The sequence below is a fragment of the Microbacterium phyllosphaerae genome, assembly GCF_017876435.1.
Taxonomy (GTDB): domain Bacteria; phylum Actinomycetota; class Actinomycetes; order Actinomycetales; family Microbacteriaceae; genus Microbacterium; species Microbacterium phyllosphaerae.
On the sequence record NZ_JAGIOA010000001.1, the window covers coordinates 1,778,072 to 1,802,002 of the forward strand.

At 67.6% G+C, this 23,931-nt stretch carries 28 protein-coding genes; 14 read left to right on the forward strand and 14 right to left on the reverse strand.

The genetic code is table 11. From position 1 onward, the window contains the following. Positions 1-46: 46 nt before the first annotated feature. Both greA and JOF42_RS18080 read right to left on the reverse strand, forming a co-directional pair. Positions 47-538, reverse strand: coding sequence for a transcription elongation factor GreA (gene greA / locus JOF42_RS08220; protein ID WP_210097420.1), 492 nt, complete (start codon positions 536-538; stop codon positions 47-49). Between the two features lie 96 nt (positions 539-634). Further along, entirely contained in the window at positions 635-1,021 is a 387-nt protein-coding gene (locus JOF42_RS18080; protein WP_210097421.1) for a DUF4307 domain-containing protein, read from the reverse strand. 69 nt (positions 1,022-1,090) lie between these two features. On the opposite strand from JOF42_RS18080, the gene JOF42_RS08230 reads away from it, so the two are divergent. Further along, entirely contained in the window at positions 1,091-1,417 is a 327-nt protein-coding gene (locus JOF42_RS08230) for a hypothetical protein (RefSeq protein ID WP_210097422.1), read from the forward strand. Positions 1,418-1,433: 16 nt separating this feature from the next. Here the strand turns inward: JOF42_RS08230 and trhA are convergent, their stop codons facing one another. Beyond that, entirely contained in the window at positions 1,434-2,162 is a 729-nt protein-coding gene (gene trhA, locus JOF42_RS08235) for a PAQR family membrane homeostasis protein TrhA (RefSeq protein WP_210097423.1), read from the reverse strand. Positions 2,163-2,259: 97 nt separating this feature from the next. Between trhA and JOF42_RS08240 the strand changes: the two genes are divergently transcribed. Together JOF42_RS08240 and phoH2 are read left to right on the forward strand one after the other, a co-directional pair. Then, positions 2,260-3,039 (forward strand): isoprenyl transferase, encoded by a 780-nt coding sequence (locus tag JOF42_RS08240; RefSeq protein WP_210099129.1) that lies wholly within the window; start codon positions 2,260-2,262, stop codon positions 3,037-3,039. Between the two features lie 227 nt (positions 3,040-3,266). After that, entirely contained in the window at positions 3,267-4,649 is a 1,383-nt protein-coding gene (gene phoH2, locus JOF42_RS08245; protein WP_210097424.1) for an RNA 5'-3' helicase PhoH2, read from the forward strand. Between the two features lie 150 nt (positions 4,650-4,799). Here the strand turns inward: phoH2 and JOF42_RS08250 are convergent, their stop codons facing one another. From JOF42_RS08250 to xseA, 6 genes are all read right to left on the reverse strand, one after another. Next, the gene (locus JOF42_RS08250; protein WP_210097425.1) at positions 4,800-5,624 is read right to left on the reverse strand and encodes a DUF559 domain-containing protein; all 825 of its coding nucleotides are present in this window, start codon (positions 5,622-5,624) and stop codon (positions 4,800-4,802) included. A gap of 201 nt (positions 5,625-5,825) precedes the next feature. Next, complete coding sequence (locus JOF42_RS08255; protein WP_210097426.1) at positions 5,826-7,220, reverse strand: class II fumarate hydratase; 1,395 nt, start codon at positions 7,218-7,220, stop codon at positions 5,826-5,828. Next, on the reverse strand, positions 7,217-7,906 hold the full coding sequence (locus JOF42_RS08260) for a carbonic anhydrase (protein ID WP_210097427.1): 690 nt from the start codon (positions 7,904-7,906) through the stop codon (positions 7,217-7,219). Before JOF42_RS08260 ends, JOF42_RS08255 begins: the two co-directional genes overlap by 4 nt. Positions 7,907-7,911: 5 nt before the next feature. Beyond that, positions 7,912-8,550, reverse strand: coding sequence for a DUF4245 family protein (locus JOF42_RS08265; protein ID WP_210097428.1), 639 nt, complete (start codon positions 8,548-8,550; stop codon positions 7,912-7,914). Beyond that, entirely contained in the window at positions 8,547-8,786 is a 240-nt protein-coding gene (locus JOF42_RS08270) for an exodeoxyribonuclease VII small subunit (protein WP_210097429.1), read from the reverse strand. The genes JOF42_RS08265 and JOF42_RS08270 overlap by 4 nt, the downstream gene beginning before the upstream one ends. A gap of 31 nt (positions 8,787-8,817) precedes the next feature. Further along, complete coding sequence (xseA, locus tag JOF42_RS08275; protein ID WP_210097430.1) at positions 8,818-10,110, reverse strand: exodeoxyribonuclease VII large subunit; 1,293 nt, start codon at positions 10,108-10,110, stop codon at positions 8,818-8,820. Between the two features lie 89 nt (positions 10,111-10,199). Between xseA and JOF42_RS08280 the strand changes: the two genes are divergently transcribed. From JOF42_RS08280 to JOF42_RS08290, 3 genes are all read left to right on the forward strand, one after another. After that, positions 10,200-11,243, forward strand: coding sequence for a 4-hydroxy-3-methylbut-2-enyl diphosphate reductase (locus tag JOF42_RS08280; RefSeq protein WP_210099130.1), 1,044 nt, complete (start codon positions 10,200-10,202; stop codon positions 11,241-11,243). A gap of 2 nt (positions 11,244-11,245) precedes the next feature. Beyond that, on the forward strand, positions 11,246-12,037 hold the full coding sequence (locus JOF42_RS08285) for an IclR family transcriptional regulator (protein WP_210097431.1): 792 nt from the start codon (positions 11,246-11,248) through the stop codon (positions 12,035-12,037). A gap of 262 nt (positions 12,038-12,299) precedes the next feature. Continuing rightward, positions 12,300-12,821, forward strand: a complete 522-nt coding sequence (locus JOF42_RS08290; RefSeq protein ID WP_210097432.1) for a DUF6264 family protein — start codon at positions 12,300-12,302, stop codon at positions 12,819-12,821. A gap of 64 nt (positions 12,822-12,885) precedes the next feature. On the opposite strand, the gene fbaA is transcribed toward JOF42_RS08290, so the two are convergent. Next, positions 12,886-13,914, reverse strand: coding sequence for a class II fructose-bisphosphate aldolase (fbaA, locus tag JOF42_RS08295; protein WP_210097433.1), 1,029 nt, complete (start codon positions 13,912-13,914; stop codon positions 12,886-12,888). A gap of 183 nt (positions 13,915-14,097) precedes the next feature. Here fbaA and glpX point away from each other — a divergent pair, with 183 nt between their 5' ends. Beyond that, positions 14,098-15,084: a class II fructose-bisphosphatase gene (glpX, locus tag JOF42_RS08300; protein WP_210097434.1), complete on the forward strand. Its 987-nt coding sequence runs from the start codon at positions 14,098-14,100 to the stop codon at positions 15,082-15,084. 158 nt (positions 15,085-15,242) lie between these two features. Then, positions 15,243-15,542, forward strand: coding sequence for a hypothetical protein (locus JOF42_RS08305; protein ID WP_210097435.1), 300 nt, complete (start codon positions 15,243-15,245; stop codon positions 15,540-15,542). A gap of 2 nt (positions 15,543-15,544) precedes the next feature. Here the strand turns inward: JOF42_RS08305 and JOF42_RS08310 are convergent, their stop codons facing one another. Further along, a complete protein-coding gene (locus JOF42_RS08310; RefSeq protein WP_210099131.1) occupies positions 15,545-16,843 on the reverse strand; it encodes a DNA recombination protein RmuC in 1,299 nt (432 codons plus the stop codon). A 44-nt stretch (positions 16,844-16,887) separates the two neighbouring features. Next, positions 16,888-17,481, reverse strand: a complete 594-nt coding sequence (locus JOF42_RS08315; protein ID WP_210097436.1) for an exonuclease domain-containing protein — start codon at positions 17,479-17,481, stop codon at positions 16,888-16,890. A 59-nt stretch (positions 17,482-17,540) separates the two neighbouring features. Here JOF42_RS08315 and JOF42_RS08320 point away from each other — a divergent pair, with 59 nt between their 5' ends. Both JOF42_RS08320 and ychF read left to right on the forward strand, forming a co-directional pair. After that, positions 17,541-18,290 (forward strand): class I SAM-dependent methyltransferase, encoded by a 750-nt coding sequence (locus tag JOF42_RS08320; protein ID WP_210097437.1) that lies wholly within the window; start codon positions 17,541-17,543, stop codon positions 18,288-18,290. A gap of 51 nt (positions 18,291-18,341) precedes the next feature. Next, positions 18,342-19,415 (forward strand): redox-regulated ATPase YchF, encoded by a 1,074-nt coding sequence (gene ychF, locus JOF42_RS08325; RefSeq protein WP_210097438.1) that lies wholly within the window; start codon positions 18,342-18,344, stop codon positions 19,413-19,415. 64 nt (positions 19,416-19,479) lie between these two features. On the opposite strand, the gene JOF42_RS08330 is transcribed toward ychF, so the two are convergent. Continuing rightward, entirely contained in the window at positions 19,480-19,770 is a 291-nt protein-coding gene (locus JOF42_RS08330) for a hypothetical protein (protein WP_307803567.1), read from the reverse strand. 156 nt (positions 19,771-19,926) lie between these two features. After that, a complete protein-coding gene (locus tag JOF42_RS08335) occupies positions 19,927-20,706 on the reverse strand; it encodes an alpha/beta fold hydrolase (protein ID WP_210097439.1) in 780 nt (259 codons plus the stop codon). 84 nt (positions 20,707-20,790) lie between these two features. On the opposite strand from JOF42_RS08335, the gene JOF42_RS08340 reads away from it, so the two are divergent. Genes JOF42_RS08340 through JOF42_RS08355 form a run of 4 tightly spaced genes read left to right on the forward strand, consistent with a single transcriptional unit; the run spans position 20,791 to position 23,904 of the window. Then, a complete protein-coding gene (locus JOF42_RS08340; protein ID WP_210097440.1) occupies positions 20,791-22,557 on the forward strand; it encodes a GNAT family N-acetyltransferase in 1,767 nt (588 codons plus the stop codon). A gap of 39 nt (positions 22,558-22,596) precedes the next feature. Next, positions 22,597-22,743, forward strand: a complete 147-nt coding sequence (locus JOF42_RS08345; RefSeq protein WP_210097441.1) for a hypothetical protein — start codon at positions 22,597-22,599, stop codon at positions 22,741-22,743. 58 nt (positions 22,744-22,801) lie between these two features. After that, positions 22,802-23,362, forward strand: coding sequence for an alpha/beta fold hydrolase (locus JOF42_RS08350; protein ID WP_210097442.1), 561 nt, complete (start codon positions 22,802-22,804; stop codon positions 23,360-23,362). Positions 23,363-23,367: 5 nt separating this feature from the next. Further along, the gene (locus JOF42_RS08355; RefSeq protein ID WP_210097443.1) at positions 23,368-23,904 is read left to right on the forward strand and encodes an isochorismatase family protein; all 537 of its coding nucleotides are present in this window, start codon (positions 23,368-23,370) and stop codon (positions 23,902-23,904) included. Positions 23,905-23,931: the final 27 nt, after the last annotated feature.

The following is a 23,931-nucleotide window of genomic DNA, read 5'->3' on the forward strand; positions in this document are numbered from 1 at the left end:
CGGACGGGGCTTCTTCGTCTGGCGGGCGCGATCGCCCGGACCGGGTTCAGCCGGTGTAGGTCTCGACGTTGACGATCTCGACGGCGATGGAGCGACCGTTCGGGGCCTCGTACGACGACTTCTCGCCGACCTTGAGACCGAGGATCGCCTGGCCGAGCGGGCTGGCTTCGCTGTAGACATCGAGGTCGCTGCCACCGGAGGCGATCTCCCGGCTGCCGAGGAGGAAGACCTCTTCGCCGCCGGCGACCACAGCGGTGACGACGGTGCCGGGTTCGACGATCCCGCGGCTCGCGGGGGCTTCGCCGACCTTGGCCGTCTTGAGAAGGCCTTCCAGGGTGCGGATGCGGGCCTCCTGCTTGCCCTGCTCGTCCTTGGCGGCGTGGTAGCCGCCGTTCTCCTTGAGGTCACCCTCTTCGCGGGCCGCTTCGATGCGCTTGGCGATCTCGTCGCGTCCTGTCGTGGACAGGTGTTCCAGCTCGGCGACGAGCCGGTCGTATGCTTCCTGCGTGAGGAAGGGAACCTGAGCGTCAGTAGACATGACGAAGCTCCTTCGGTAGGTACCCGCTGACGATCCGCGGGGGATATGCCAAGACGCCCCGGCAGGTTGCCAGGGCGTCGTCTTGCTGCGACGAGTCTAGGCGACCCAGCAGCTGTTCACCAAACCTGTGGTCGCTGCCGAGACCGTGGGGACGGTCGCCGACAGGGCCTGGGAATGCGTCTCTCCGCCGGGGATCTCGACGACCTTCCATCCGACCACGCCGAACTCCTCATCGAGGGCTTCGACGATGCACGCCACGTCCTTGCCCTGCACTCCGGTGATCTGGAACCTCACGTTCACGGTGTGCTCGTCGACCAGATCGAAACCGAGATCGTCGGCATCGACCGCGTTCATCTGCGTGGTCACGGTCATCCAGCCGAAGGCACCGACGATCAGCACCGCGATCGCGATCAGGACGATCCAGGGCCCCCGTCGTCTGCGGGTGCGGCCGTAGCGGTCGTCGAGCTGTTCTGCGGTTGTCACGGGGTGGGTCTTCCGGTCGTTAGGCTGGTAACTCCAGGTTATGCGACCTGCGCATGAAAGGCCGACTCCGTGCTTGCTCTGACCGAGACCCCGATGCCGACTCCCACGATGACGGTGGACCCTCAGCTGGTCACGCCCGGCTTCGTCGGCTTCGCCGCCGTGGTGATCATCCTCGTCGCCGTGATCCTGCTGATCCTCGACATGAACCGGCGGATCCGTCGTGTCCGCTATCGCGAAGAGGTCAGAGAAGAGCTCGACGCGGAAGAGGCCGCCCGCGCCGCGGAAGAGGCCGCCCGCGCCGCGGAAGAGGCCGCCCGCGCCGCGGACGAGGCGACGGAGACCGACGCCGATCTGCCTGTCGTCCGCGAGGGCGACGACGACCCGGACAAGCGCTGATCACACGCTGAGCCGATCAGGCTCCGAGCGACGGTGACAGGGGTGCCAGAGCGATCAGCAGGCACGCCGTCCAGTGGCACAGGAATGCCAGCACCGTGCACACGTGGAAGATCTCGTGGAAGCCGAAGTGCCCGGGCCACGGGTTGGGCTTCTTGATCGCATAGACGACGGCTCCGCCCGTGTACAGCAGGCCGCCGACGATCACCAGGACCATCATCGCCGCGTTCGCGACGAGCAGGTCGGCCATGTACATCACGGCCGCCCAGCCGAGCACCAGGTACAGCGCGACGTAGAGCCAGCGCGGAGCGTTGATCCAGAAGACGCGGAACAGGATGCCGAGCAGCGCGCCGCTCCAGACCAGTACGAGGAGCAGTGCTCCCTTGCCTGGTGGCAGTGCGAGCACGGCCAGAGGCGTGTACGTGCCGGCGATGAGTAGCAGGATGTTCGCGTGGTCGATCCGCTTGAGGACGACCTTGACCTTCGGGCTCCAGTCGAAGCGGTGGTAGAGCGCCGAGTTGCCGAACAGCAGAAGCGACGTCGCCATGAAGACGGCGGCGGCCCACTTGGCCGCTCCGCCCTGCGCGACGATGATGAGGACGACTCCGGCGATGATCGCGATCGGGAAGGTCGCGGCGTGGATCCAGCCCCGCCAGGTGGGTCTGATCTCGACAGCCGCGTCGTGCGCCGCCTCCTCGAGGAGAGGGAGCTGGGGGACGTCGGGTGCGGTGGAGTCGGGTGTGCTCACGCCCTCACTCTAGGCGGCGGGCCATGCCGCCCGGCGTACATATCCTGAGCGTCAGCCCCCTGTCGCCCGGGCCCGGGCACGATAGCGTAGGGAGGTGATGTCACGTGAAGGTCAGGGGCGGGGGCCGCTGTACCGTCTCTACACCAACAGGCTCCGCCGCCACCTCGATCCGGCGTCCGTGCCGCACCACGTCGCGATGATGATCGACGGCAACAGGCGGTGGGCGCGCCAGCTCGGGTACGCGACTCCGGCCGAGGGGCATCGGGCCGGTGCCGCCAAGATGCGGGAGTTCCTCGGATGGTGTGATGAGCTCGGCATCCGCGTCGTGTCTCTGTACCTGCTGTCGAGTGACAATCTGCTCAAGCGCGACTCGGCCGAGCTGGCCGATCTCATCGAGATCATCGCCGAGCTCGCCGAGGCCCTGTCGCAGGAGCCGAACTGGCGCGTCAAGCACGTGGGGCGATCCGACATCCTGCCCCCGGAACTCGCCAGGGTCCTCGACGACGCGCAGGAGCGTACGCGCGATCACACCGGACTCCATGTGAACCTCGCGGTCGGATACGGCGGACGCAACGAGATCGTCGACGCGGTGCGCAGCATCGTGACCGCGCACCAGGCATCGGGTGGAACGATCGAGGATCTCGCCGCACACCTCACGCCCGAGATGATCGGTGAGCACCTGTACACCGGTGGGCAGCCGGATCCCGACCTCGTGATCCGCACGAGTGGGGAACAGCGGCTGAGCGACTTCCTGCTCTGGCAGAGCGCGCACAGCGAGTTCTACTTCGTGGAGGCGCTCGGTCCGGATCTCCGGCAGGTCGACTTCCTGCGAGCGATCCGCGACTTCGCCGACCGCGATCGGCGCTTCGGGCGCTGATCCGACGTGGTCTGCACAGCCGGCGACTCTCGCGGCAGCATGGCCACGAGCCGTTAATCAACACGTAACGAAGTGATGGCGTGTCGAGCCACGTCAATGTCGGCACCTGGTCGTAGCTTCTAGTCATCGGGCAAGGTGCCCGTCGGGTCGGCCTCAGGTTGACGACTCGTGACCCCCTGGTCGACTCGTTCGAACAACCGGGATTCTCCCCGGGTCGGGAGTGGGTCGTGACCTCACGTACAGCGCAGCAGTCCGCAAGCACCGCGCAGCAGTCCACCCGTAAGACGACGACGCGAGCAGCGTCCGCTGATCCCGATCAGGATCTCCGGACCTACGTGCTCGACACGTCCGTCCTGCTGAGCGATCCACAGGCGTTCTTCCGGTTCGCCGAGCACTCGGTCGTTCTTCCGGTGGTCGTCATCACCGAGCTCGAGGGCAAGCGCCACGACCCCGAGATCGGCTACTTCGCCCGGCAGGCCCTGCGCCACCTCGACGATCTTCGCGTCGAGCACGGACGTCTCGACTTCCCGGTCGAGGTCGGAGAGGGCGGCACTCTTCGCGTCGAGCTCGCCAACACCGACGCATCCGTGCTTCCGGCCGGCATCCGACTCAGCGACAACGACACCCGCATCCTCTCGGTGGCCATGCACCTCGCGCAGGACGGACAGGATGTCACGATCGTCTCGAAGGACCTCCCGATGCGCGTCAAGGCCGCATCTCTCGGTCTCCGTGCCGAGGAGTACCTGGCAGAGCAGGCGGTCGACTCCGGCTGGACGGGCATCACGACCCTCGACCTCTCGGGCGACGAGATCAGCGACCTCTATGAGAGCGAGGTCGGCATCAGCGAGGACGCCAGGGGGCTCCCGGTCAACACGGGGCTCATCATCCACTCGGAGCGCGGTTCCGCCCTCGGACGGATGACGGGAGACGGCGAGTACAAGCTCGTGCGCGGCGATCGCGACATCTTCGGCATGCACGGCCGTTCGGCAGAGCAGCGGATCGCGATCGACCTGCTGACAGACCCCGATGTGGGCATCGTCTCTCTCGGCGGACGAGCGGGCACGGGCAAATCGGCGCTCGCGCTGTGCGCCGGACTCGAGGCGGTGCTCGAACGCCAGCAGCAGAAGAAGATCATCGTCTTCCGCCCGCTGTTCGCCGTCGGCGGTCAGGAGCTCGGCTACCTTCCCGGCGACCAGGGCGAGAAGATGGGGCCCTGGGGGCAGGCGGTCTTCGACACCCTCGGCTCCGTGGTCTCGGGCAACGTCATGGAGGAGGTCGTCGAGCGAGGCATCCTCGAGGTGCTGCCGCTCACGCACATCCGCGGACGCTCGCTGCACGACGCGTTCGTGATCGTCGATGAGGCGCAGTCGCTCGAGCGCAACGTGCTGCTCACCGTGCTCAGCCGTATGGGGCAGAACTCCCGGGTCATCCTCACCCACGACGTGGGTCAGCGCGACAACCTGCGCGTCGGCCGTCACGACGGCATCGCCAGCGTGATCGAGACGCTCAAGGGCCACGAGCTGTTCGCCCACGTGACGCTGATGCGGTCGGAGCGTTCCGCGATCGCTGCTCTCGTCACCGAGCTCCTGGAGGGCGGCGAGCTCAGCTGAGTTCGCCCGGAAGCGGATGCCGCGGGGGTTCACGGCATCCGCTTCCGTCTGCCCGGGACCCGCCTCGGTTCCGATCTGCGGACGCCGTCCCGATCTGCGGGCACAACTGCATGAAACGTCTGCGTATCGGGACCGTGTCCGCTGATGGAGTCAGGCGCGAGTGAGAGCGGCGATGATCGCGGCCTGCACCGTCGGCCAATCGTGGATGATCTGCGCGTAATCGAAGCGCAGCGTCTCGTATCCGAGGGCAGACGCCGCGGCATCCCGCACCAGATCTTTGTGGCGCATGGTCGTGCCGACGTGATTCTCTTTGCCATCCGCCTCGACGACAAGGCGTCCCCCGACGACGAAGTCCACTCGTCCCACCCCCACGAGCTCGACCTGACAGTCGAGCCGGATCCCGAGCACATGCAGCCGCAGCCGCAGCAGGGATTCGAGACCGCTGTCCGAGTCGAGGCGCGCGAGATCGACGAGCCATTGTGCCGTGGCCGGGATCATGGTGCGGATGCGACCTCGCGCCGCCGTCGTGAGCAGCCTGAGTCGGAGCGCGGATTCGTACGCCGCGAAGAACGCCTCATCGCCCGCACACCGTCGGAAGTGGACGAGTGCGATCTCGAGCGAGGTCATTCCGAGCGGAACAGTGCCGCGGTAGTAATGGGACACGCACGAGCATCCGTCGTGAGGGTGCGCGTGCCGATCGCGACCGAGCCAGACGTGGGGCGCGGAGACCTGCATCAGCACCCAGACCCCCAGTAACTGAAGTACGCTCGCGCAGGTCAGTGCGCCTCCGTGCGCCGTGGCGGCGCGCACCTCGCGATCGATCGGGCCGCATGCGAACACACCGTCTCGGATTCGCTCGATCTCACCGCGCTGCACCGCACGGGACAGCGCACGCCTGGTGAAACCGAGCGTCTGCAGATGTGAACCGCGGGCGAGTCCGCCGAGCCGGATGATGGTGTCAGAGGCTGAGAGCATGACTGACAGAGTGCCTGCGGGGGAGCATCCTTGTGATCGATTCCCGGCTCCTGGGGTGACGACGGTCCGTATCCTGCATCCGTGCAGGAAAAGACAGCGCCCCGATCTGCGGACCCTGACCCGACCTGCTGACTGTCCATCAAGAACAGTCGTCAGATCGGGACCGAGTCTGCGAATCGGGGCGCTGTCAGTGCGTCGGGATCAACCGGGGTGAGTCATCGACAGCAGGTCGAGCTTCTCGTCGAGCTGCTCGAGCGTGAGGTCGCCGCGCTCCACGTAGCCGAGGTCGATCACTGCGTCGCGCACCGTGATGCCCTTGGCGACAGCGTGCTTGGCGATCTTCGCCGCCGCCTCGTATCCGATGAGCTTGTTCAGCGGAGTGACGATCGACGGGCTCATGCCGGCGAATGCCGCGGCGCGCTCGAGGTTCGCCTGAAGACCGTCGACGGTCTTGTCGGCGAGCACACGCGAGGCGTTCGCGAGCAGACGGATCGACTCCAGCAGCGCCGTACCCATCACCGGGATGGCGACGTTGAGCTCGAACGAACCGGATGCTCCGGCCCAGGCGACGGTCGCGTCGTTGCCGATCACGCGCGCGCAGACCATCAGCACGGCCTCGGGGACGACCGGGTTGACCTTGCCGGGCATGATCGAGGAACCGGGCTGCAGGTCGGGGATGTGCAGCTCTCCGAGTCCCGTGTTGGGGCCCGAGCCCATCCAGCGGAGGTCGTTGTTGATCTTGGTCAGTGAGACGGCGATGGTGCGCAGCGCACCGGATGCCTCGACGAGACCGTCACGGTTGGCCTGCGCCTCGAAGTGGTCCTTCGCCTCGGTGATCGGCAGCTCGGTCTCGGCTGCGAGCAGTGCGATGACCTTCTGCGGGAATCCGAGCGGCGTGTTGATGCCGGTACCGGTGGCCGTGCCTCCGAGCGGGACCTCGGAGACGCGGGGGAGCGCCGACTGCACGCGCTCGATGCCGAGACGGATCTGTCGGGCGTAGCCGCCGAACTCCTGGCCCAGGGTGACCGGGGTCGCATCCATGAGGTGCGTGCGGCCGGACTTGACCGCGTCCTTCCACAGCTCGGCCTTCGCCTCGAGGGCGACGGCGAGGTGGTCGAGCGCCGGGATCAGGGTGTCGATGAGCGCCTGCGTGACGGCGATGTGCACGGAGGTCGGGAACACGTCGTTCGACGACTGCGAGGCATTCACGTGGTCGTTCGGGTGCACGTTCGCACCGAGGATGCGGGTCGCGAGGGTCGCGAGGACCTCGTTCATGTTCATGTTCGACGACGTGCCGGAGCCGGTCTGGTACGTGTCGACCGGGAACTCGGCGTCGTGCGCACCCGAAGCGACCTGGTCGGCGGCCTGCGCGATCGCGTCCGCGATGGCACCGTCGAGCGTGCCGAGCTCCTTGTTCGCGAGCGCTGCGGCCTTCTTGATGCGCGCGAGGGCGGCGATCTGCGTGGACTCGAGGCCCTTGCCCGAGATCGGGAAGTTCTCGACGGCGCGCTGCGTCTGCGCGCCGTAGAGCGCGTTCACGGGAACCCGCACCTCGCCCATGGTGTCGTGCTCGATGCGGTACTCGGTGTCGGTCATTCCGAACCCTCCTTGGTTGCGGGGCCGTGCCCCTCGGTGTCGATTCCGTCTGAGTCGATTCCGACCGTGATGACGGGCACCGCGGTGCCCTCGGCCAGACGGTAGTTGGCGCCGACGATGCCCAGGCGGCCTTCGGCGACCGCGTGGGAGATCACCTCGGACGACTGCAGCAGATCGCTGACGGTGTTGCGCAGGTGCTCTTGGCCGACCAGGTCGGCGTCGATCTCATCGACGGTCGTGCCGCCGTTCTCGACGAGCACCTTGCGGGCTGCGGGCACGATCGGCGCGATGAGCTTCCAGATGTGCGGGGGGAGGGGCGCGGCGTCGATCGCGGTCCCGTCGATGGCGGCGCGCACGGCGCCGCACGAGTCGTGGGCGAGGACGACGATCAGCGGCACGTTCAGCACGGCGACCGCGTATTCGAGGCTCGCGACGATCGACTCGCCGATCACCTGGCCGGCGTTGCGGACGACGAACAGATCGCCGAGGCCGAGGTCGAAGATGATCTCAGCGGCGAGACGCGAGTCCGAGCATCCGAACAGGGTCGCGACCGGATGCTGCGCTGCGGCGAGGTGCTTGCGGCGGGCGACATCCTGGTTCGGGTGTCGCGGAGCGTCGTCGACGAATCGCTGGTTGCCCTCCTGCATCTGCTTCCAGGCGGCGGCGGGCGTGAGCGTGTCTGTCATGAGGGCTACTCCGAGAGTTCGCGGATCTGGGGGACGAGGGATTCGGCGAGGTCGGCGGTGGAGTCCGCGGAACGCGAGCCGTAGAGCAGGAGGTAGTCGTCACCCGCCTGCGTGCCGATCGCGTAGGTGATGTTCTGCTTCGCTCCGGCATCACCGAGCTCGTAGACATCCCATTCGAGGCCGCCGATCGAGGCCGTGTCGGTGGGGGCTGTTCCGTTCAGCCGCTGCGGTGCCCAGGACGAGTCCGCGCCGAACGCCTGAGCGAGCTTGATGAAGCCGCGCTCGTCCTCAGCGGAGGGGGCCAGGGTCACATCCCACACCGCGGTCGCTCCGCTCGTGAGACCGGCCGCGTTGACGCGCCAGAAATCGCCGAGGTCGGGCACGATCACCGGGCTGTCCACTGTCGATTCGACGTCGGCGGCGATGCCGACCATGTCGATCTTCGCTGCCGTCGCGGGTTCTCCCCGCGGAACGATCAGCACGATGACCAGGACGATCGCGAGCGTCGCGATGAGCGCCGCGACGAGGCCGCGGACGGTCTGGCTCGAGCGATACGCCTTGCTGAAGGCGGCCTTGCGTGCGGCCGTCTCCTCCGGAGTCTCGGGGCGGCCGATCTCGGCGACGATGGGAGCGGGCTTGTTCATGACTCGACCTCGTCGGACGGATCGGATGCTGCGGCACGGGCGGCCTCGAGCCGACGCTTCGCGCCGAGCAGCCACTCCTCGCACCGCGCCGCGAGCGCCTCGCCGCGTTCCCAGAGGGCGAGCGACTGCTCGAGCGTCGGGGCACCCTGTTCGAGCTCGGAGACGACCTTCACGAGCTCGTCGCGAGCGGCCTCGAACGACAGCGTGTTCACAGGGGTGTCGTTCAGCGCACTCACGCCTCCATCCTACGCGGTGTGCGCGGGCCGCTCAGCCGGATGGAGGCGTCGACTCTTCGGCGATCTCGCCCTCCGAGCGAGCGGCGATCGACCCGCGGTCGACGGTGATCGTGAGGGCGCTGCCCGCGGGCGCGTCCGCCGCGTCGCGGAGGATCAGGCCGCCGTCGAGATGGGCGATCGCGTATCCGCGGGCGAGCGTGGCCGCGGGCGAGAGTGCGCGCAGGGAGGCCCGCAGCTCGCTGGTCTCTCGACCGGCCGCGTCGTGCAGGCGCGTGATCGTGTCGCGCCCTCGCGAGAGCAGCAGCCACACGTCCTGGGACCGTGAGTCGATGATGGGGCCGGGCGAACGCAGCGCGGGACGCGAGCGCAGCTGCTCGAGCTGGGCGATGTCGTGGGACAGTCGCTGGGTGAGCCGGGAGGTCGCCCGGGAACGCAGCTGGGCGATGAGTGCTCGCTGCTCGCTGACGTCGGGCACGACCCGTTTCGCCGCATCCGTCGGAGTCGAGGCGCGGAGATCCGCGACGTCATCGAGGAGTGGACGGTCGTTCTCGTGTCCGATCGCGCTGACAACCGGGGTGGATGCCGCTGCCACGGCGCGGACGAGGCGCTCGTCGCTGAATCCGAGGAGCGTCTGCGGGTCTCCGCCGCCACGAGCGATGATGATGACGTCGACATCGGGGTCGGCGTCGAGTCGGGCGAGCGCGGCCAGGGTGTCGGGTACGCACCGGTCGCCCTGCACCGCCGCGTACTCGGTGCGGAACCGCACCTGCGGCCAGCGCAGCTCGGCGTTGCGATGCACGTCTTTCTCGGCATCGGATCGCTCACCCGTGATCAGACCGATCACATGCGGGAGGAACGGAAGCCGTTTCTTGCGCGAAGGATCGAACAGGCCCTCCTGGCGCAGCTGGAGGCGGAGCTTCTCGAGGCGCTCGAGCTGATCGCCGAGACCGACGTGCTTCATGGCCGAGACGGTGAAGCTGAAGTCGCCCGCCTTGACGAAGTAGTCGGCCTTGACCGCGGCCACCACGTGGTCGCCGACGGCGAGATCGCCCGGAATCCTCGGTCGGACGCTCGACCAGATCCGGATCGAGATCTGAGCGTCGGAGCGGGTGTCCTTCAGCCGGGCGAAGATGTTGCCGCCGCGGACATTCCACGAGGTGATCTCGCCTTCGACCCAGACGGTGTTCCACCGGGCGACGAAGTCGCGGATCGTCCCGTTCAGCCGTGCGACCGAGGTCGGGGCGTCCGCCGACGAGTCGCGCGGAGCGACCGCATCAGCCGGTGGAGTCTCGCCAGGTCGAGTCGAGGCTTCGAAGACCGTCATCCGCTCAGTGCACCTTCCGCTCCTGCTCAGGTTGTCGGCGGTAGAATTCCAGTGTGACCTCCACTGCCGTTCATCTGCCTCTTCCGCGCATCCCACGAGTACGTGGGGCGGCCGGGCGGCTTCAGGATAACCCGGTGGCGGGGAACAAGCGCGTTCTGCTCGCGGCGCCGCGCGGATACTGCGCCGGAGTCGACCGTGCGGTCGTCGCCGTCGAGAAGGCACTCGAGCGGTACGGAGCGCCGGTGTATGTGCGCAAGCAGATCGTGCACAACATCCACGTCGTCACCGAGCTCGAGGAGAAGGGCGCGGTCTTCGTCGAAGAGGTCGATGAGGTGCCCGAGGGCGCTCACGTCGTCTTCAGTGCGCACGGAGTCTCGCCCGCCGTCGTCGAAGCGGCATCCGATCGCGGTCTGCACGCGATCGATGCGACCTGCCCGCTCGTCACCAAGGTCCACCGCGAAGCGGTCCGCTTCGCCCGCGATGACTTCGAGATCCTGCTCATCGGTCACGAGGGCCACGAGGAGGTCGAGGGGACAGCCGGTGAGGCTCCGGATCACGTCACCATCGTGAATTCTCCCGACGAGGCCGACACGGTGCAGGTGAAGGATCCGTCGAAGGTCGTCTGGCTCTCGCAGACGACGCTCTCGGTCGACGAGACCATGGAGACGGTCAACCGTCTGCGCACGCGCTTCCCCGAGATGCACAATCCGCCGTCCGACGACATCTGCTACGCGACGCAGAACCGCCAGGTCGCCATCAAGAAGGTCGCGGCGAACGCAGACCTCGTGATCGTGGTGGGATCTTCGAACTCCTCGAACTCGGTGCGGCTCGTCGAAGTGGCGCTGGAGTACGGTGCGAAGGCCGCGTACCGCGTGGACTACGCGGAAGAGGTCAAGCAGGAGTGGCTCGACGGGGTCGCCACGGTCGGCGTGACCAGTGGGGCATCCGTTCCCGAGGTGCTCGTGCGCGAGGTGCTCGACGCACTCGACGGTGCCGGCTACCACGACGTCGAAGAGGTCAAGACGGCGGAGGAGGACCTGATGTTCTCGCTGCCGAAGGAACTCCGCCAGGATGCCTCGGGTCAGCGCGATGCGCGTGCGCTGGGGGGCCGCGCCTCCGGCGGAAACGCCTGACGGTGCCCACGATCGACGCGACGCCGACGCTGATCGGTTCGGTTCAGCGCGCTCTGCGTCTGGTCGACATCGTGGCGAATTCGGCGCGCCCCGTGCCGGTCAAGGCGCTCGCGGCGCTCACCGGTCTCACCCAGGGCACGACGTACAACCTCGTGCGCACGCTGGTCCATGAGGGGTATCTGACGAACGAACCGGACGGTCTCGTGCTGGGCGCGAGCTTCCCGGTGTTCCAGTCGGGTCCGGACGCCAGCGGGGTGCTTCTCGCGCGCGTGCGCACCGCGCTGCGCGAGGTCACCGAGGTCGTGGGAGCGACCGCGTACCTGTCGAGGTATCACGACGGCGAGCTGCACCTGGTCGACGTCGTCGACGCGGTGCGCTGCCCCCGAGTCGACCTGACGGTGGGACTCGAGTCGAGTGCGCATGCGACGGCGCTCGGCAAGCAGATCCTCACGGATCTCACCTGCGGTGAGCGTCTCGACTACCTTTCGCGGCACCGTCTCGAGGAGCTCACGCCGCGCACGATCAGCGATCGGAGCGCGCTTCTGGCCGAGCTCGAGCGGTCACCCGGCTTCGCCCTGGACCGCGAGGAATATGCGATCGGCAACAACTGCGTCGCCGTACCTGTGATCGCCCCGAACATCGTGGCGTCCCTCGCGATCTCGCTTCCTGCGGACGGCGCGCACGTGGACCGGGGGCTGGTCACGAAGCTCAAGCAGACTGCGACCCGATTGTCGCTTCAGCTGGGGGCGGACACTCTGACGAGCGGCGAGCCGGAGCTCCAGTCGTCCCTCTGATCCTCTGTTGGTTCACTATCTGAAGAAATGCCCCTAGCGGGTCGGCACGCGCTTTCCTACTATGTGTAGATGTAGTCGCATGTGCAAACGGCACTACAGGTGGTGGAACGTCCCCAGCGTTCCTCGACCCACTTGGATGACGAACGTCCCCAGCGTTCCGAGTCCGCGGCCCCGAGGAGTCCCCACTTCTCCGGGGCCGCCATCATGTTCGGGCGCGTCCGGTCTGAGAACTCCGCCGATCTGAGACGGCTACCATGGCGGGATGACCGATCAGAGGCCGCAGTACGGCGAGATAGCGACCGTCGAAGAGCAGCGGAGGGCGGCGGGTCTTCCGCCGATCACCGATGTCGCCCCGGTCGAGGTCGCGCCGGCATCCGAACCGGACGCCGCGCGCGAACCCGCCGTGCGCTCACGCCCCGTCGATCGTTTCGTGACGATCGCGCTGCTCGCCTATGGCCTCATCAACGTGGTGATGACCGGTCTGTCGTATCTCGACTTCTCGACGACGATGAACGAGATGATGAGCGTTCTCGGCGTCGACGGGGAGTTCACCAACGTCGCTCAGGGCAAGCTCTGGGGCACGACCGCCGCGATCGTCCTCGCGGCAGGATGGTCGCTCACCGCGTTCCTCTCGATCCGTCGGCTCCGCACGGGCAAGACGTCATGGTGGGTCCCGATCGCCGGCGCGGCGGTGACACTGCTCGTGGCATCGATCTGCGCCGCGATCCCGCTGATGAACGACCCCGCATTCATCGACTTCGTCGCCAAGACCGCTGGCCAATAGCCGCCCGAAACGCAGAGATGCCCCCGACCGAAGCGGTCGGGGGCATCTCTCTGTCAGAACGTGATCAGCTCTTCGACTGTCCGTACGAGCCGAGCTGGCGCGTGGACTCGACCACGCGAGCGGCCATGGCCGTCTCAGCGATCTTGCCCCACGCGCGCGGGTCGTACTGCTTCTTGTTGCCGACCTCGCCGTCGACCTTGAGGACGCCGTCGTAGTTCTTGAACATGTAGTCGGCGATCGCACGGGTGTACGCGTACTGCGTGTCGGTGTCGATGTTCATCTTGATGACACCGTTGGCGACCGCGAGGGCGATCTCGTCGTCGGTCGAGCCGGAGCCGCCGTGGAAGACGAGGTCGAGCGGCTTCGCGCCCGTGTTGTACTTCGCGGCGACCTGCTGCTGGATCTCGCCCAGGAGCTCGGGACGCAGCTTGACTCCGCCGGGCTTGTAGACGCCGTGCACGTTGCCGAACGTGAGTGCGGCGATGTAACGCCCCTGCTCGCCGAGGCCCAGAGCCTGGACGGCCTGGTCGACATCCGCGAAGGTCGTGTAGAGCGCGTCGTTCGAGCCCTCGTGTGCGACGCCGTCCTCTTCGCCGCCGACGACGCCGATCTCGACCTCGAGGATGGCGTTGATGTTCTTCATGCGGGGGAGCAGGTCCTGGGCGATCTCGATGTTCTCCGCGAGGGGAACAGCCGAGCCGTCCCACATGTGCGACTGGAAGATCGGGTTGCGCCCGGCCTTGACCTCTTCTTCGGAGGCGGAGATCAGCGGCTCGACGAAGCCCGCGAGGGCGTCCTTCGGGCAGTGGTCGGTGTGCAGCGCGACGGTGATCGGGTAGTTCTTGGCGACCTCGGTCGCGAAGCGCGCGAAGGCGAGTGCACCGGTCGCGCGTGCCTTCACGGTGTGACCGGCGAAGTAGTCCGCGCCACCCGTGGTGACCTGGATGATTCCGTCGGAACCCGCCTCGGTCAGGCCCTGAAGGACCGAGTTGATCGTCTGCGAGCTGGAGACGTTGAAAGCGGGGTACGCGAAGCCGCCGGCCTTCGCGCGGTCGAGCATTTCGGCGTACTGATCCGGGGTGGCGACGGGCATGAGAACTCCTGCGATTAGGGAAGCCGGGACAGCAGTCACTCTATCGGGGCTGGCTCTCGGTTTCTGGCGGCGAAGCGCGGGGCGGCTCCTGCTCCTGCTCTCACGTTAAGAATCGCTTTTCCTTCGGCCTTGAGAGGCCGAAAACACCCCGGTTGACCGTGTCTCGATGGCTAGGCTGACCGCATGGTTAGTCTCACAGCGGATCTCAGCCCCCTTCGTCCCGACCGCAACCTCGCGATGGAGTTGGTGCGAGCAACGGAGGCTGCCGCGATCCGCGCCGTGCCGTTCATCGGTCGGGGTGCGAAGGAAGCCGCTGACGGCGCTGCCGTCGACGCCATGCGTGCGTTCCTCGGAACGGTGGCGTTCCAGGGGCGAGTGGTGATCGGCGAGGGCGAGAAGGACAACGCGCCGATGCTGTTCAACGGCGAAGAGGTCGGCACCGGCACCGGTCCGCAGTGCGACATCGCGGTCGACCCGATCGACGGCACATCGCTCACCGCGGCGGGGCGCCAGAACGCGCTCTCTGTGATCGCCGTCTCCGACCGCGGCTCGATGCTCGACGCCTCCAGCGTCTTCTACATGGACAAGCTCGTGACGGGCCCCGCCGGAGTGGGCGTGGTCGACATCCGCCTCCCGATCGGCGAGAACATCCGCAAGCTCGCCGGAGCGCTCGGCAAGCCGGTCGATGAGATCGTCGTCTCGGTGCTGAATCGTCCTCGACACGAGAAGCTGATCCAGGAGATCCGGGATGCCGGCGCAGGAACCCGTCTGATGAGCGACGGTGACGTCGCCGGCGGCATCAACGCGGCGCGTCACGCTGCCCGCACCGACATGTGCGTCGGCGTCGGGGGCAGCCCTGAGGGCATCGTCACGGCCTGTGCCATCAAGGCGCTCGGCGGTCACATCCAGGGGCGGCTCTGGCCGCGTGACGACGATGAGCGTCAGCGCGGTATCGACGCGGGTCTCGACATGGAAAAGGTCTACGAGGCCGACGATCTGGTGCGGGGAGACAACACGATCTTCGTCGCCACCGGCGTCACCGACGGTCAGCTCGTGGCCGGCGTGCGTCGCGAGGGCGGCTACATCTACACCGAGAGCGTCGTGCTTCGCGGGGCATCGGGAACACTGCGCAGGATCGCTTCAGAGCACCTCGTGTCGAAGTGGCTCTGATGCTCGCCGGCTGAGGCTTTCCCGGTCATCGTTACCGACCCGGTACCGCCCCGTGGAGCGGGAAGCCCGGTATTCGCGAGCAGCCGTGTCACAATTGTCACTGGATTTGTCGCCGTCGACGGAGCCGCCAGGCACCGCAGGCACAGGAGGGCAGACCGATGACAACGCAGCACACGAGTGGCTCCACAGCCGCGCCGACCAAGATCGTGACGACGCCCACCGGACGCATCATGCGTGTCAACGTCGACGAGGCGGGGGTACCCATCGCGTCGAGCGTGCCGGGACCGGCCGTGGTCAAGACGTCGGCCGTCGTGGATCCTGCTCGCCGCGCAGACGTGCTGTTCCGCGTGCGCCGCGACGAGGGTCACGAGCTGAGCTCGTGGTGGATGGTCGGAGCGTTCGTCGTGACGAGCGGCCTGGTGATCCTGCTCCTGAGCGGCGTGCCCGGCATCGCCTGAGCTCAGCCGCGCGCTGTCGTCTCGGGTCCGTCGGAATCCGAGGCCATCACATGCGTCATGTCGTGACCGACCAGGCGTGACCGGATCTCTCCGACGTCGGCCAGTAGTCCCGAATCCTGCGGTGCCGTCTTCTCGACGAGTTCCTCGGCCGTGAACCGGCGTGTCTGTGCCGTGATCGTCGGGGGAGCTGAGTCGAGCGTCGTCGCGCTGATGCCGGGAAACTGCCGTGCCGTCACGAGCACTCGGCTCTCGAGCGAGCCGGCGAACCGGTTGTAGCTGTCGACCGTGCGCTCGAGTGCTCGGCGCAGGTCGTCGGCGTGACCGGCGAGTACGCCGAGACGGTCGTATAGCTGAGTGCCGAGGTTCAACAGTGCACGCGCCTCGGTGGACACCTCCTGTTGCGTCCAGGTGTATGCGACGGTCTTCAGCACCGCCCACAGGTTCACGGGGGAGGCCAGGGCGACCCGCTTGCTGAAGGCGTAGTCGAGCAGCGTCGGATCCTCGTCGATGGCTGCGGCCAGCAGCGATTCGCTCGGCAGGAAGCAGATCACGAACTCGGGACTCGCGTCGAGGCCCGACCAGTACGCCTTCTTGGCGAGAGCGTCGATGTGTGCGCGGACCGCCTTCACGTGCTTCTGCATGTGCACCCGGCGCTGTGCTTCGTGAGTGTCGCCGATCGGCAGCGCGGACGCTTCGAGATAGGCGTCGAGCGGCACTTTCGCGTCGACGGCGATCGAGGTGCCTCCCGCCAGACGGATCACCATGTCGGGGCGGCCCTGACCGTGGTCGGACGAGATGGTGGCCTGGAGATCGAAATCCACGTGCCGGGTGAGTCCTGCCGCCTCGACCACGCGGCGAAGCTGCGTCTCGCCCCACACGCCGCGCGTGGCGGTCGACTTGAGGGCTCCGGCGAGAGACTCCGTCGTCGCTCGCAGCGCCTCGTCGGACTCCTGTGCGCGCCGCAGCTGTTCGGCGAGGGAGCCGAACTGCGCATGGCGCTCCTGCTCGATGGCCGACACCTTCTGCTGCATCTGCTGGAGGCTCTCGCGCACGGGGGCGAGAGCCGTGAGGACCGCGTTCTGCTGCTGCACCCGCTGCGCCTCGGCGCGCTGCTCGACTCTGGAGTGCTCGACAGCATCCCGATACAGGTCGTACTGGCGGTCGCGGTCGTCTCGTGCGGCGGCGAGTTCGGCCTGCGCCCGGGCGAGGTCGGCCGCGCCGCGCGAGGCGCGGAGGAACCAGCCGATCGCCCCGCCGGCCACCAGAGCGGCGAGCAGGAGAATCATCGTCAGAGCATCCATGTGCTCCATGATGCGCTCGGCCTCGGACATTCGTCCGCTGCGACTCAGGCGACCGCGCGCTCCGGAGTCGCGATCACGGCCTCGGTCACCCGCAGCTTGAGCGCCGAAGCCAGGGCGAACACGTCGGAGGCGCTGTGTCGCCGCGCCGCATCCATGATGATGTGGGCGCAGGCGAGGGCGTCTGCGAGCGCGTCGTGATGAGAGAAACCGGTGAAGCCCGCAGCCTCGGCAGCCTTCGGAAGACGGTAGGACTCGAGCTCGTAGGTCTTGCGCGCGACCTGCAGGCTGCAGAGCGAGCGGTACGGAGGGCAGTCGCCGCCGGTGGCCTCCGACGCGCGGCGCAGGACGTTCAGGTCGAAGCCTGCATTGTGGGCGACCAGCACGTCGGCACCCGCGAAGGCGCACAGGCGATCGAACTGATCCACCCAGGTCGCCGCGGTGACCACATCGTGCGCGCGGATGCCGTGGATCCTGGTGTTCCACTCCTGGAACTCGTCGTGGCCGGCGGGCGGGCGGATCAGCCATCCTGCCGTGGCGACGATCTGGCCGTCACGCACGCGGACGAGTCCGACGGAGCACGCGGAGGCGGGGCTGGAGTTCGCGGTTTCGAAGTCGATCGCGGTGAAGTCCAGTGGCACGTATCCACCTTCTCCCGGTGAGGAGGACCCCCGAGGAGGACTCGCCGTAGGCTGGCGATATGAGTGCAGACAGGGCGACATCCTTCGGCGCGGAAGCCGCGAACTACGAGGCAGGAAGGCCCGAGTACCCGTTCGACGCGGTCGCATGGATGCTCGAGCGGATGCCGACCGACTCGCGCCGCATCGTCGACGTCGGCGCGGGGACCGGCAAGCTCACCCGCGTACTCTCACACGCGCCCGGCGCCGAGGTCGTCGCCGTCGATCCCGATCCGGCGATGCTCGCGGCACTGCGCCAGAGCGTTCCCGGAGTGCCCACATTCCAGGGGACGGCCGAGCAGATGCCCCTCCCGGACGCGAGCATCGACGCGGCCGTCCTCGGTCAGGCATGGCACTGGGTGGAGCCGATCGCGGCATCCGCGGAGCTGGGTCGCGTCGTCCGCAGCGGGGGAGTGCTGGGTCTCATCTGGAACATCCGCGACGAGAGCACCGAGTGGGTGCGTCGCTTGACCGACGTCATGCACAGCAGCCCGGCCGAGAACATGGTGAACGGCCCCGAATCCGAGGGCCCTCGGATCGCCGCGCCGTTCGGCGAGGTCGAGACCCAACGCTGGGAGTGGAACCGTCCGATGACGCGGACTCAGCTGCACCAGATGGCCCTCTCTCGCAGCTACCTCATCACCGCTCCCGCGGACGAGCGCGCCGAGATCACGCGCCAGATGGACGCCCTGTTCGATGAGCTCGGGCTCGACGGGGAATCGACCATCGACCTTCCCTACGTCACGCACGCGTTCCGGGCGGTGCGCGGCTGATCCCGGGCATCCGCAGGGGCGAACCATCTGCGACAGGTAGACTCGACCCCCGTGGCTCTCACTATCGGAATCGTCGGCCTGCCCAATGTCGGCAAGTCCACCCTCTTCAACGCTCTGACCAAGAACGACGTGCTCGCGGCGAACTATCCGTTCGCGACGATCGAGCCGAACGTCGGGGTGGTGAACCTGCCCGATCCGCGTCTCGACAAGCTCGCCGAGATCTTCGGCAGTGAGCGCATCCTCCCCGCGGCCGTGTCGTTCGTCGACATCGCCGGCATCGTGCGCGGCGCGAGCGAGGGCGAGGGCCTCGGCAACAAGTTCCTCGCGAACATCCGCGAAGCCGATGCCATCGCGCAGGTCGTCCGCGGCTTCGCCGACGACGACGTCGTGCACGTCGACGGTGCCGTCAACCCGGCATCCGACATGGAGACCATCAACGCGGAGCTGATGCTCGCCGACCTCGAGACGGTGGACAGGGCGATCACCCGGTACGAGAAGGAAGTTCGCGGCAAGAAGATCGAGCCGGTCGTGCTCGAGACGGCTGTCGCCGCGAAGGATGCTCTCGAACGCGGCGTCCTGCTGTCGGTCGCCGGCATCGATCTGACCCCGATCCGCGAGCTGGGACTCCTGACGTCGAAGCCCGTCATCTTCGTGTTCAACGTCGACGAGGCCGTTCTCACGGACGATGCTCGCAAGGCGGAGCTCGCGGCACTCGTGGCCCCGGCGAAGGCGATCTTCCTCGACGCGAAGATCGAGTCCGAGCTCATCGATCTCGACCCTGAGGATGCCGCAGAGCTGCTCGCGTCGACCGGGCAGGACGAGTCGGGCCTCGACCAGCTCGCCCGCATCGGATTCGACACCCTCGGTCTGCAGACGTACCTCACCGCTGGTCCCAAGGAAGCACGCGCCTGGACGATCCCCAAGGGCTCGAAGGCGCCGCAGGCCGCTGGAGTCATCCACACCGACTTCGAGAAGGGCTTCATCAAGGCCGAGATCGTCTCGTTCGACGACCTCGTCGAGACCGGCTCTGTCGTCGAAGCCCGCTCGAAGGGCAAGGCGCGCCTCGAGGGCAAGGACTACGTCATGCAGGACGGCGACGTGGTGGAGTTCCGCTTCAACAACTGAGCGGGGGTCTGGCCCGAGTGCTTAGGCGATCGGGTGCGTCTCGTGTGACGCCGCGGGTCGCGAATCAGATCTCGTCGCTGCGTCGAGTACGCACGGTCCAGCCGACCTGCACCAATGCCTCCGCAAGGCGGTCGGCGGCAGCGCGCGCGACATCGACGCTTGCGTCTGAGCAGACGTCGACCGCGATCGGCGGCGGATCGGCGAAGCGTGGTATCTGCACCTCTGCCCAGGCGTCGGGCGAAAGCGGTACCCGAGGAGACGCGGTGCGTGCGTCTGCGATGGCACTGTCCGCCACGAAAGCGATGACGTCCAGCGCATGGAGCTTGGTGATCGGCATGTCCACGACGATGCTCACGGCGAAGGTCGCGTTTGCGGTATCCCCGAACTCTGGCCTCACCGCATGAAGATATCACTGCGCTGCCGGAGCGAGCACACCACCGAGATCGTGACATCGACCGGCGATGATCGCGATGCCGTGGATGCGCGAGCGAACTCGGTGCGAACAGCGGGCCTAGCCGCGACGTCCGACGTCGCGGCGCAAGACCTCGGGCCACGCTTCGACGTCTTGAGGCGTACGGGCGACCGTCAGCGTCGCGTCCGGGAGCAGCGTGGCGAGTCGTTCCGCGGTGGACAGCGGGTGGCCCGGGTCATCCACCCACGCCAAGATCGTCGTCGGCACTCCGATTCGTGAGATGTCCTTGGCGGAGGGCAGGTCGCTGAGTCCTGCGCCGCGAAGGATCGACGGCAGAAGAGCATCGGCGATGTCGGGCCAGGAATCCGGCGCGGCGACGGTGGCAGGGGGCGGTGTGGATCCGCGCGTGCCCGCGAGGAATGCCTCCACACCGTCGGATTCGATGAGCGCGGCCGCGGCTCGGTAGATCGTGGCCTGATCAGTTCTGGTCTCCCATGCCGTGGGCGGCACCATGAGCGTGAGGCCCGTGAAGCGATCAGGCTCGACCGATGCCGCGTGCAGGAGAGTCGCGGCTCCCATGGACGGGCCCACCCCATGCACACGTTCGCCAGGGAACCAGCGGTCGAGCACTCGCAGGAGATCGTCGGCGAGGTTCTCCCAGCGATAGTCCTCGGGGACCTTCCGACCGGTCGACCGGCCGTGGCCACGTGCGTCGTACCGCAGCAGTCGAGTTCCGCTGAGTCCTCGACCGAGGTCGAGACTGAGCACCCGGTCACGGGCGCGGCTCGATGTGAGGCCGTGAAGCTGGACGACCGGGTGTCCGCCTTCATCGCTCAACGCGACGGCGAGCTCGGCTCCGGGCACCTCGAAAGTGGGCATCAGGCTCCTCGATCGGTGACTGACCGCGTCGGGTCGGGCAGTCGTGGAGTTTTCAGGTTATCTGGGGCCGATAAGGTACTGCCCATGCGACTGACCAACGTCACGCACCTCCGCCTCCCGTTCGGACGGCTCTGGGGGTACGACGTGAGCGCGTCTGCGCTGGGGCGGCGCCTTCCCGTCTCGTTCGATCAGCGACTCCATGTCGGGGCGGGCGACCGACCCGGCTCCTGGATGGCACTGTCGTTCCGGCTGCCCGCCGAGATTCGTCGTGAGTCGATCGCCGACGCCTGGTTGGCTGTCATCGCCCGTCACGGCACGCTGAGAACGGCATTCGCGCCCGGTGCTGATGGCGTCCCGGTGCTCCACGAGATCGAGATCGGCCCCGGAAGCTGGGTCGAGCATGAGGTGGGCCCTGGTCAGGCTGTCAATGACGCGCTGCGGGACATCCTCGATGCCGCGTGTTCGCCCTACCGGAGTCCTTCGCACCGGCTGTGCGTGTTGGAGACCGCCGCGGGGCTCACGGTCGTGATCGCGGCGGATCACGCGCACGTCGACATGTGGTCGATGCTGGTGATCGCGCGTGACCTGCTGTCCGCGCTCGATGCAGGGAAGTCGGGCGCGAAACCGATGCCGACGCCGGCTCCGGCATTCGTCGAGCACACGCAGGCGCTGCTGGATCGGGATGCCGCTCCGGACAGCGTGCGTCAGCGATGGGAAGCGATCATCGCCGACAGCGGTGGCGTGATGCCGCGGTTCCCGCTGTCGCTGGGTGCGCCCGAGCCACAGCCAGAGCGGGTCGAGGTGCGCGACGTGTTCGACGTCGACGACGCCGCGGCGTTCGCTGCTCAAGCGCGTGACGACGGCGTCTCGACCCTCGCACGCGCCGTGGTCGCGATGACCGCGGTGACCCGCGAGCTGGCGGGTACCGCGCTACGAGCGGTGTTTCCGGTGCACAGCCGCTTCGAGGAGAACTGGCATGACTCGGTGGGCTGGTTCATCACCAATTCCGTCCTCGAATCGGAGCTCGCCGAACCGCACGACGCGGCGGCGGCGGTCAAGGAAGCTGTGCAACTCGGCGCCTGGCCGCTCGCAGACGTCCTGGCTCCGTGGGGCGGCATGCCCGTGGCTCCCGGGATGTTCGCGATCTCGTGGCTGGACCTGCGCAGGCTGCCCGTACGGATCGACTCCGTCGGCCTGGATGCCCAGTACGTCAGCGCCGCGACCGACACCGACGGCGTCATGCTGTGGTTCATCCTGGACGAGTCGGGTCTGCACCTCAGATGCCGTTACCCAGACACGGCTGAGGCGCGCGTCAACGTCGGCGGATGGCTCGACCTGCTCGTCGCCCGATTGCAGGCGGACGCGCGGTCGTCCGTCCGTGGACGGCTGCAGGTGGCGGGCCGGACCTTCCGTCTCGAGCGGGCGGGCCGCGATGACATCGGGGCCATCGCAGCGCTGCTGTCGGATGACCCGTTCGGCTCGGACCGTGAAAGCGCCGAGCTCGAGCGATATGAGGCGGGCTTCAGCGCCGTCGCTCGCGACACTTCCAACTACCTCGGGGTCGTCCGAGACAGTGCCGACGACATCGTCGCCACCATGCAACTGACCGTCATCCCGGGTCTCTCGCGCGGTGGCTCGACCCGACTTCAGATCGAGGGACTGCGAGTCGCGCCAGGGAAACGGTCGCAGGGCTTGGGGGCGGCGATGCTCGAGTGGGCGCACGAGTTCGGTCGTGCACGGGGCGCGAGACTGTCGCAGGTCACGACCGATGAAGCACGGGACCGGACTCGCACCTTCTACACCCGCCTCGGATATCAGACCGCCCACGTCGGACTGAAGCGCCAGATCTAACGGCGTACGCTGTGGGTGCCGCCGACCGAAGGACTCGCCATGTCTGACCACAAAGAGCGCATACCCGCCCCGGACGAGCCGTCAGTCCCCGAACTCGAAGTCGACGAGACCATCGCGCCGCGACCGGAGGAGGAGATCGCCGACGCTCTGCGGGCTAAGCCCGACCTCGGTGACCACAGCGGCTAGACGCCCTCGACTACGCTGGAACACGACCCCTGCACGCCGAACGAGGAGCCGCGCGCCCATGACCGACACCCAGATCTTCGAGCCAGAGGGCCGCGCCATCCCCTTCGTGGATGAGGGCGACGGACCTGTCAAGCTCGTGCTGGTCCAGGAGCAGGGGCTGGCGGCCGACGTGCTCGGCGTCGCCGCGCACTACCTCGCCGAGGAGGCGGGCTTCCACGTGCTGCGCATCGGCCACCGCGGCGGGGAGGCGACCTTGGACGAGCGTGTCGCAGACGTCGTCGCCGTGATCGACCACGTGGGCATCGAAGACACGTGGGTCGGAGGACACGGATTCGGAGGCACGATCGCTCGCGCTCTGGTCGCCGCACACACTGACCGCGCGAACGGGCTTCTGCTGCTCGGCGTCGAGGACGTCGACATGCCTGTGGCGCCCGCGATCCCGGTGCTGATCGTCCAGGGGACTGAAGACACCGACACCCCGGCGGCGAACGCCGAGGCGCTGCAGTCGACGATCCCCGACCGCTCGAGCATCAAGACGATCGCCGGCGATCACCTGTTCCCGATGCACCACCCGATCGAGACCGGTGTGATCATCGAGGAATACCTGGACTGGGACTGATCCGGATGGTGTCGCCGGAGCGCACCGTCGTCCTCGCGATCGATCTGCAGGCCGGGGTGATGCCCGGATGCTTCGACGAGAAGGGCGTGCTCGGGCGCGCCGCTGCGCTGGTCGATCGCGCTCGTGCCGCCGACGTCCCCGTGGTCTGGATCCATCACGACCCCGTCGGAGTGGGCACGCCCGAGTGGGAGCTCGCGGCGCCCTTGCTGCGTGCGGAAGGGGAGCGGCTCGTCCGCAAGGACTATCGCGACTCCTTCGCAGACACGACCCTGCGAACGACGCTCGACGAGCTCGGCGCGACGCACCTGGTGATCACGGGGGCGCAGTCGGACTTCTGCGTGCGTACGACGATGCAGCGCGCGGCTGCTGAGGGATACGACGTCACGCTCGTGAGCGACGCGCACACCACTGTCGACACCGAATGGGACGGCGTCCCGATCTCGGGTGAGCAGATCGTCGCGCATACGAACATGTACTTCTCGGGTCTGCGGTACCCGGGTCAGCGGTTCGCGCTCGCCACGCACGATCAAGTCGCGCTCTGAGGGCAGGCAACTGCATGTCGCTCGCCT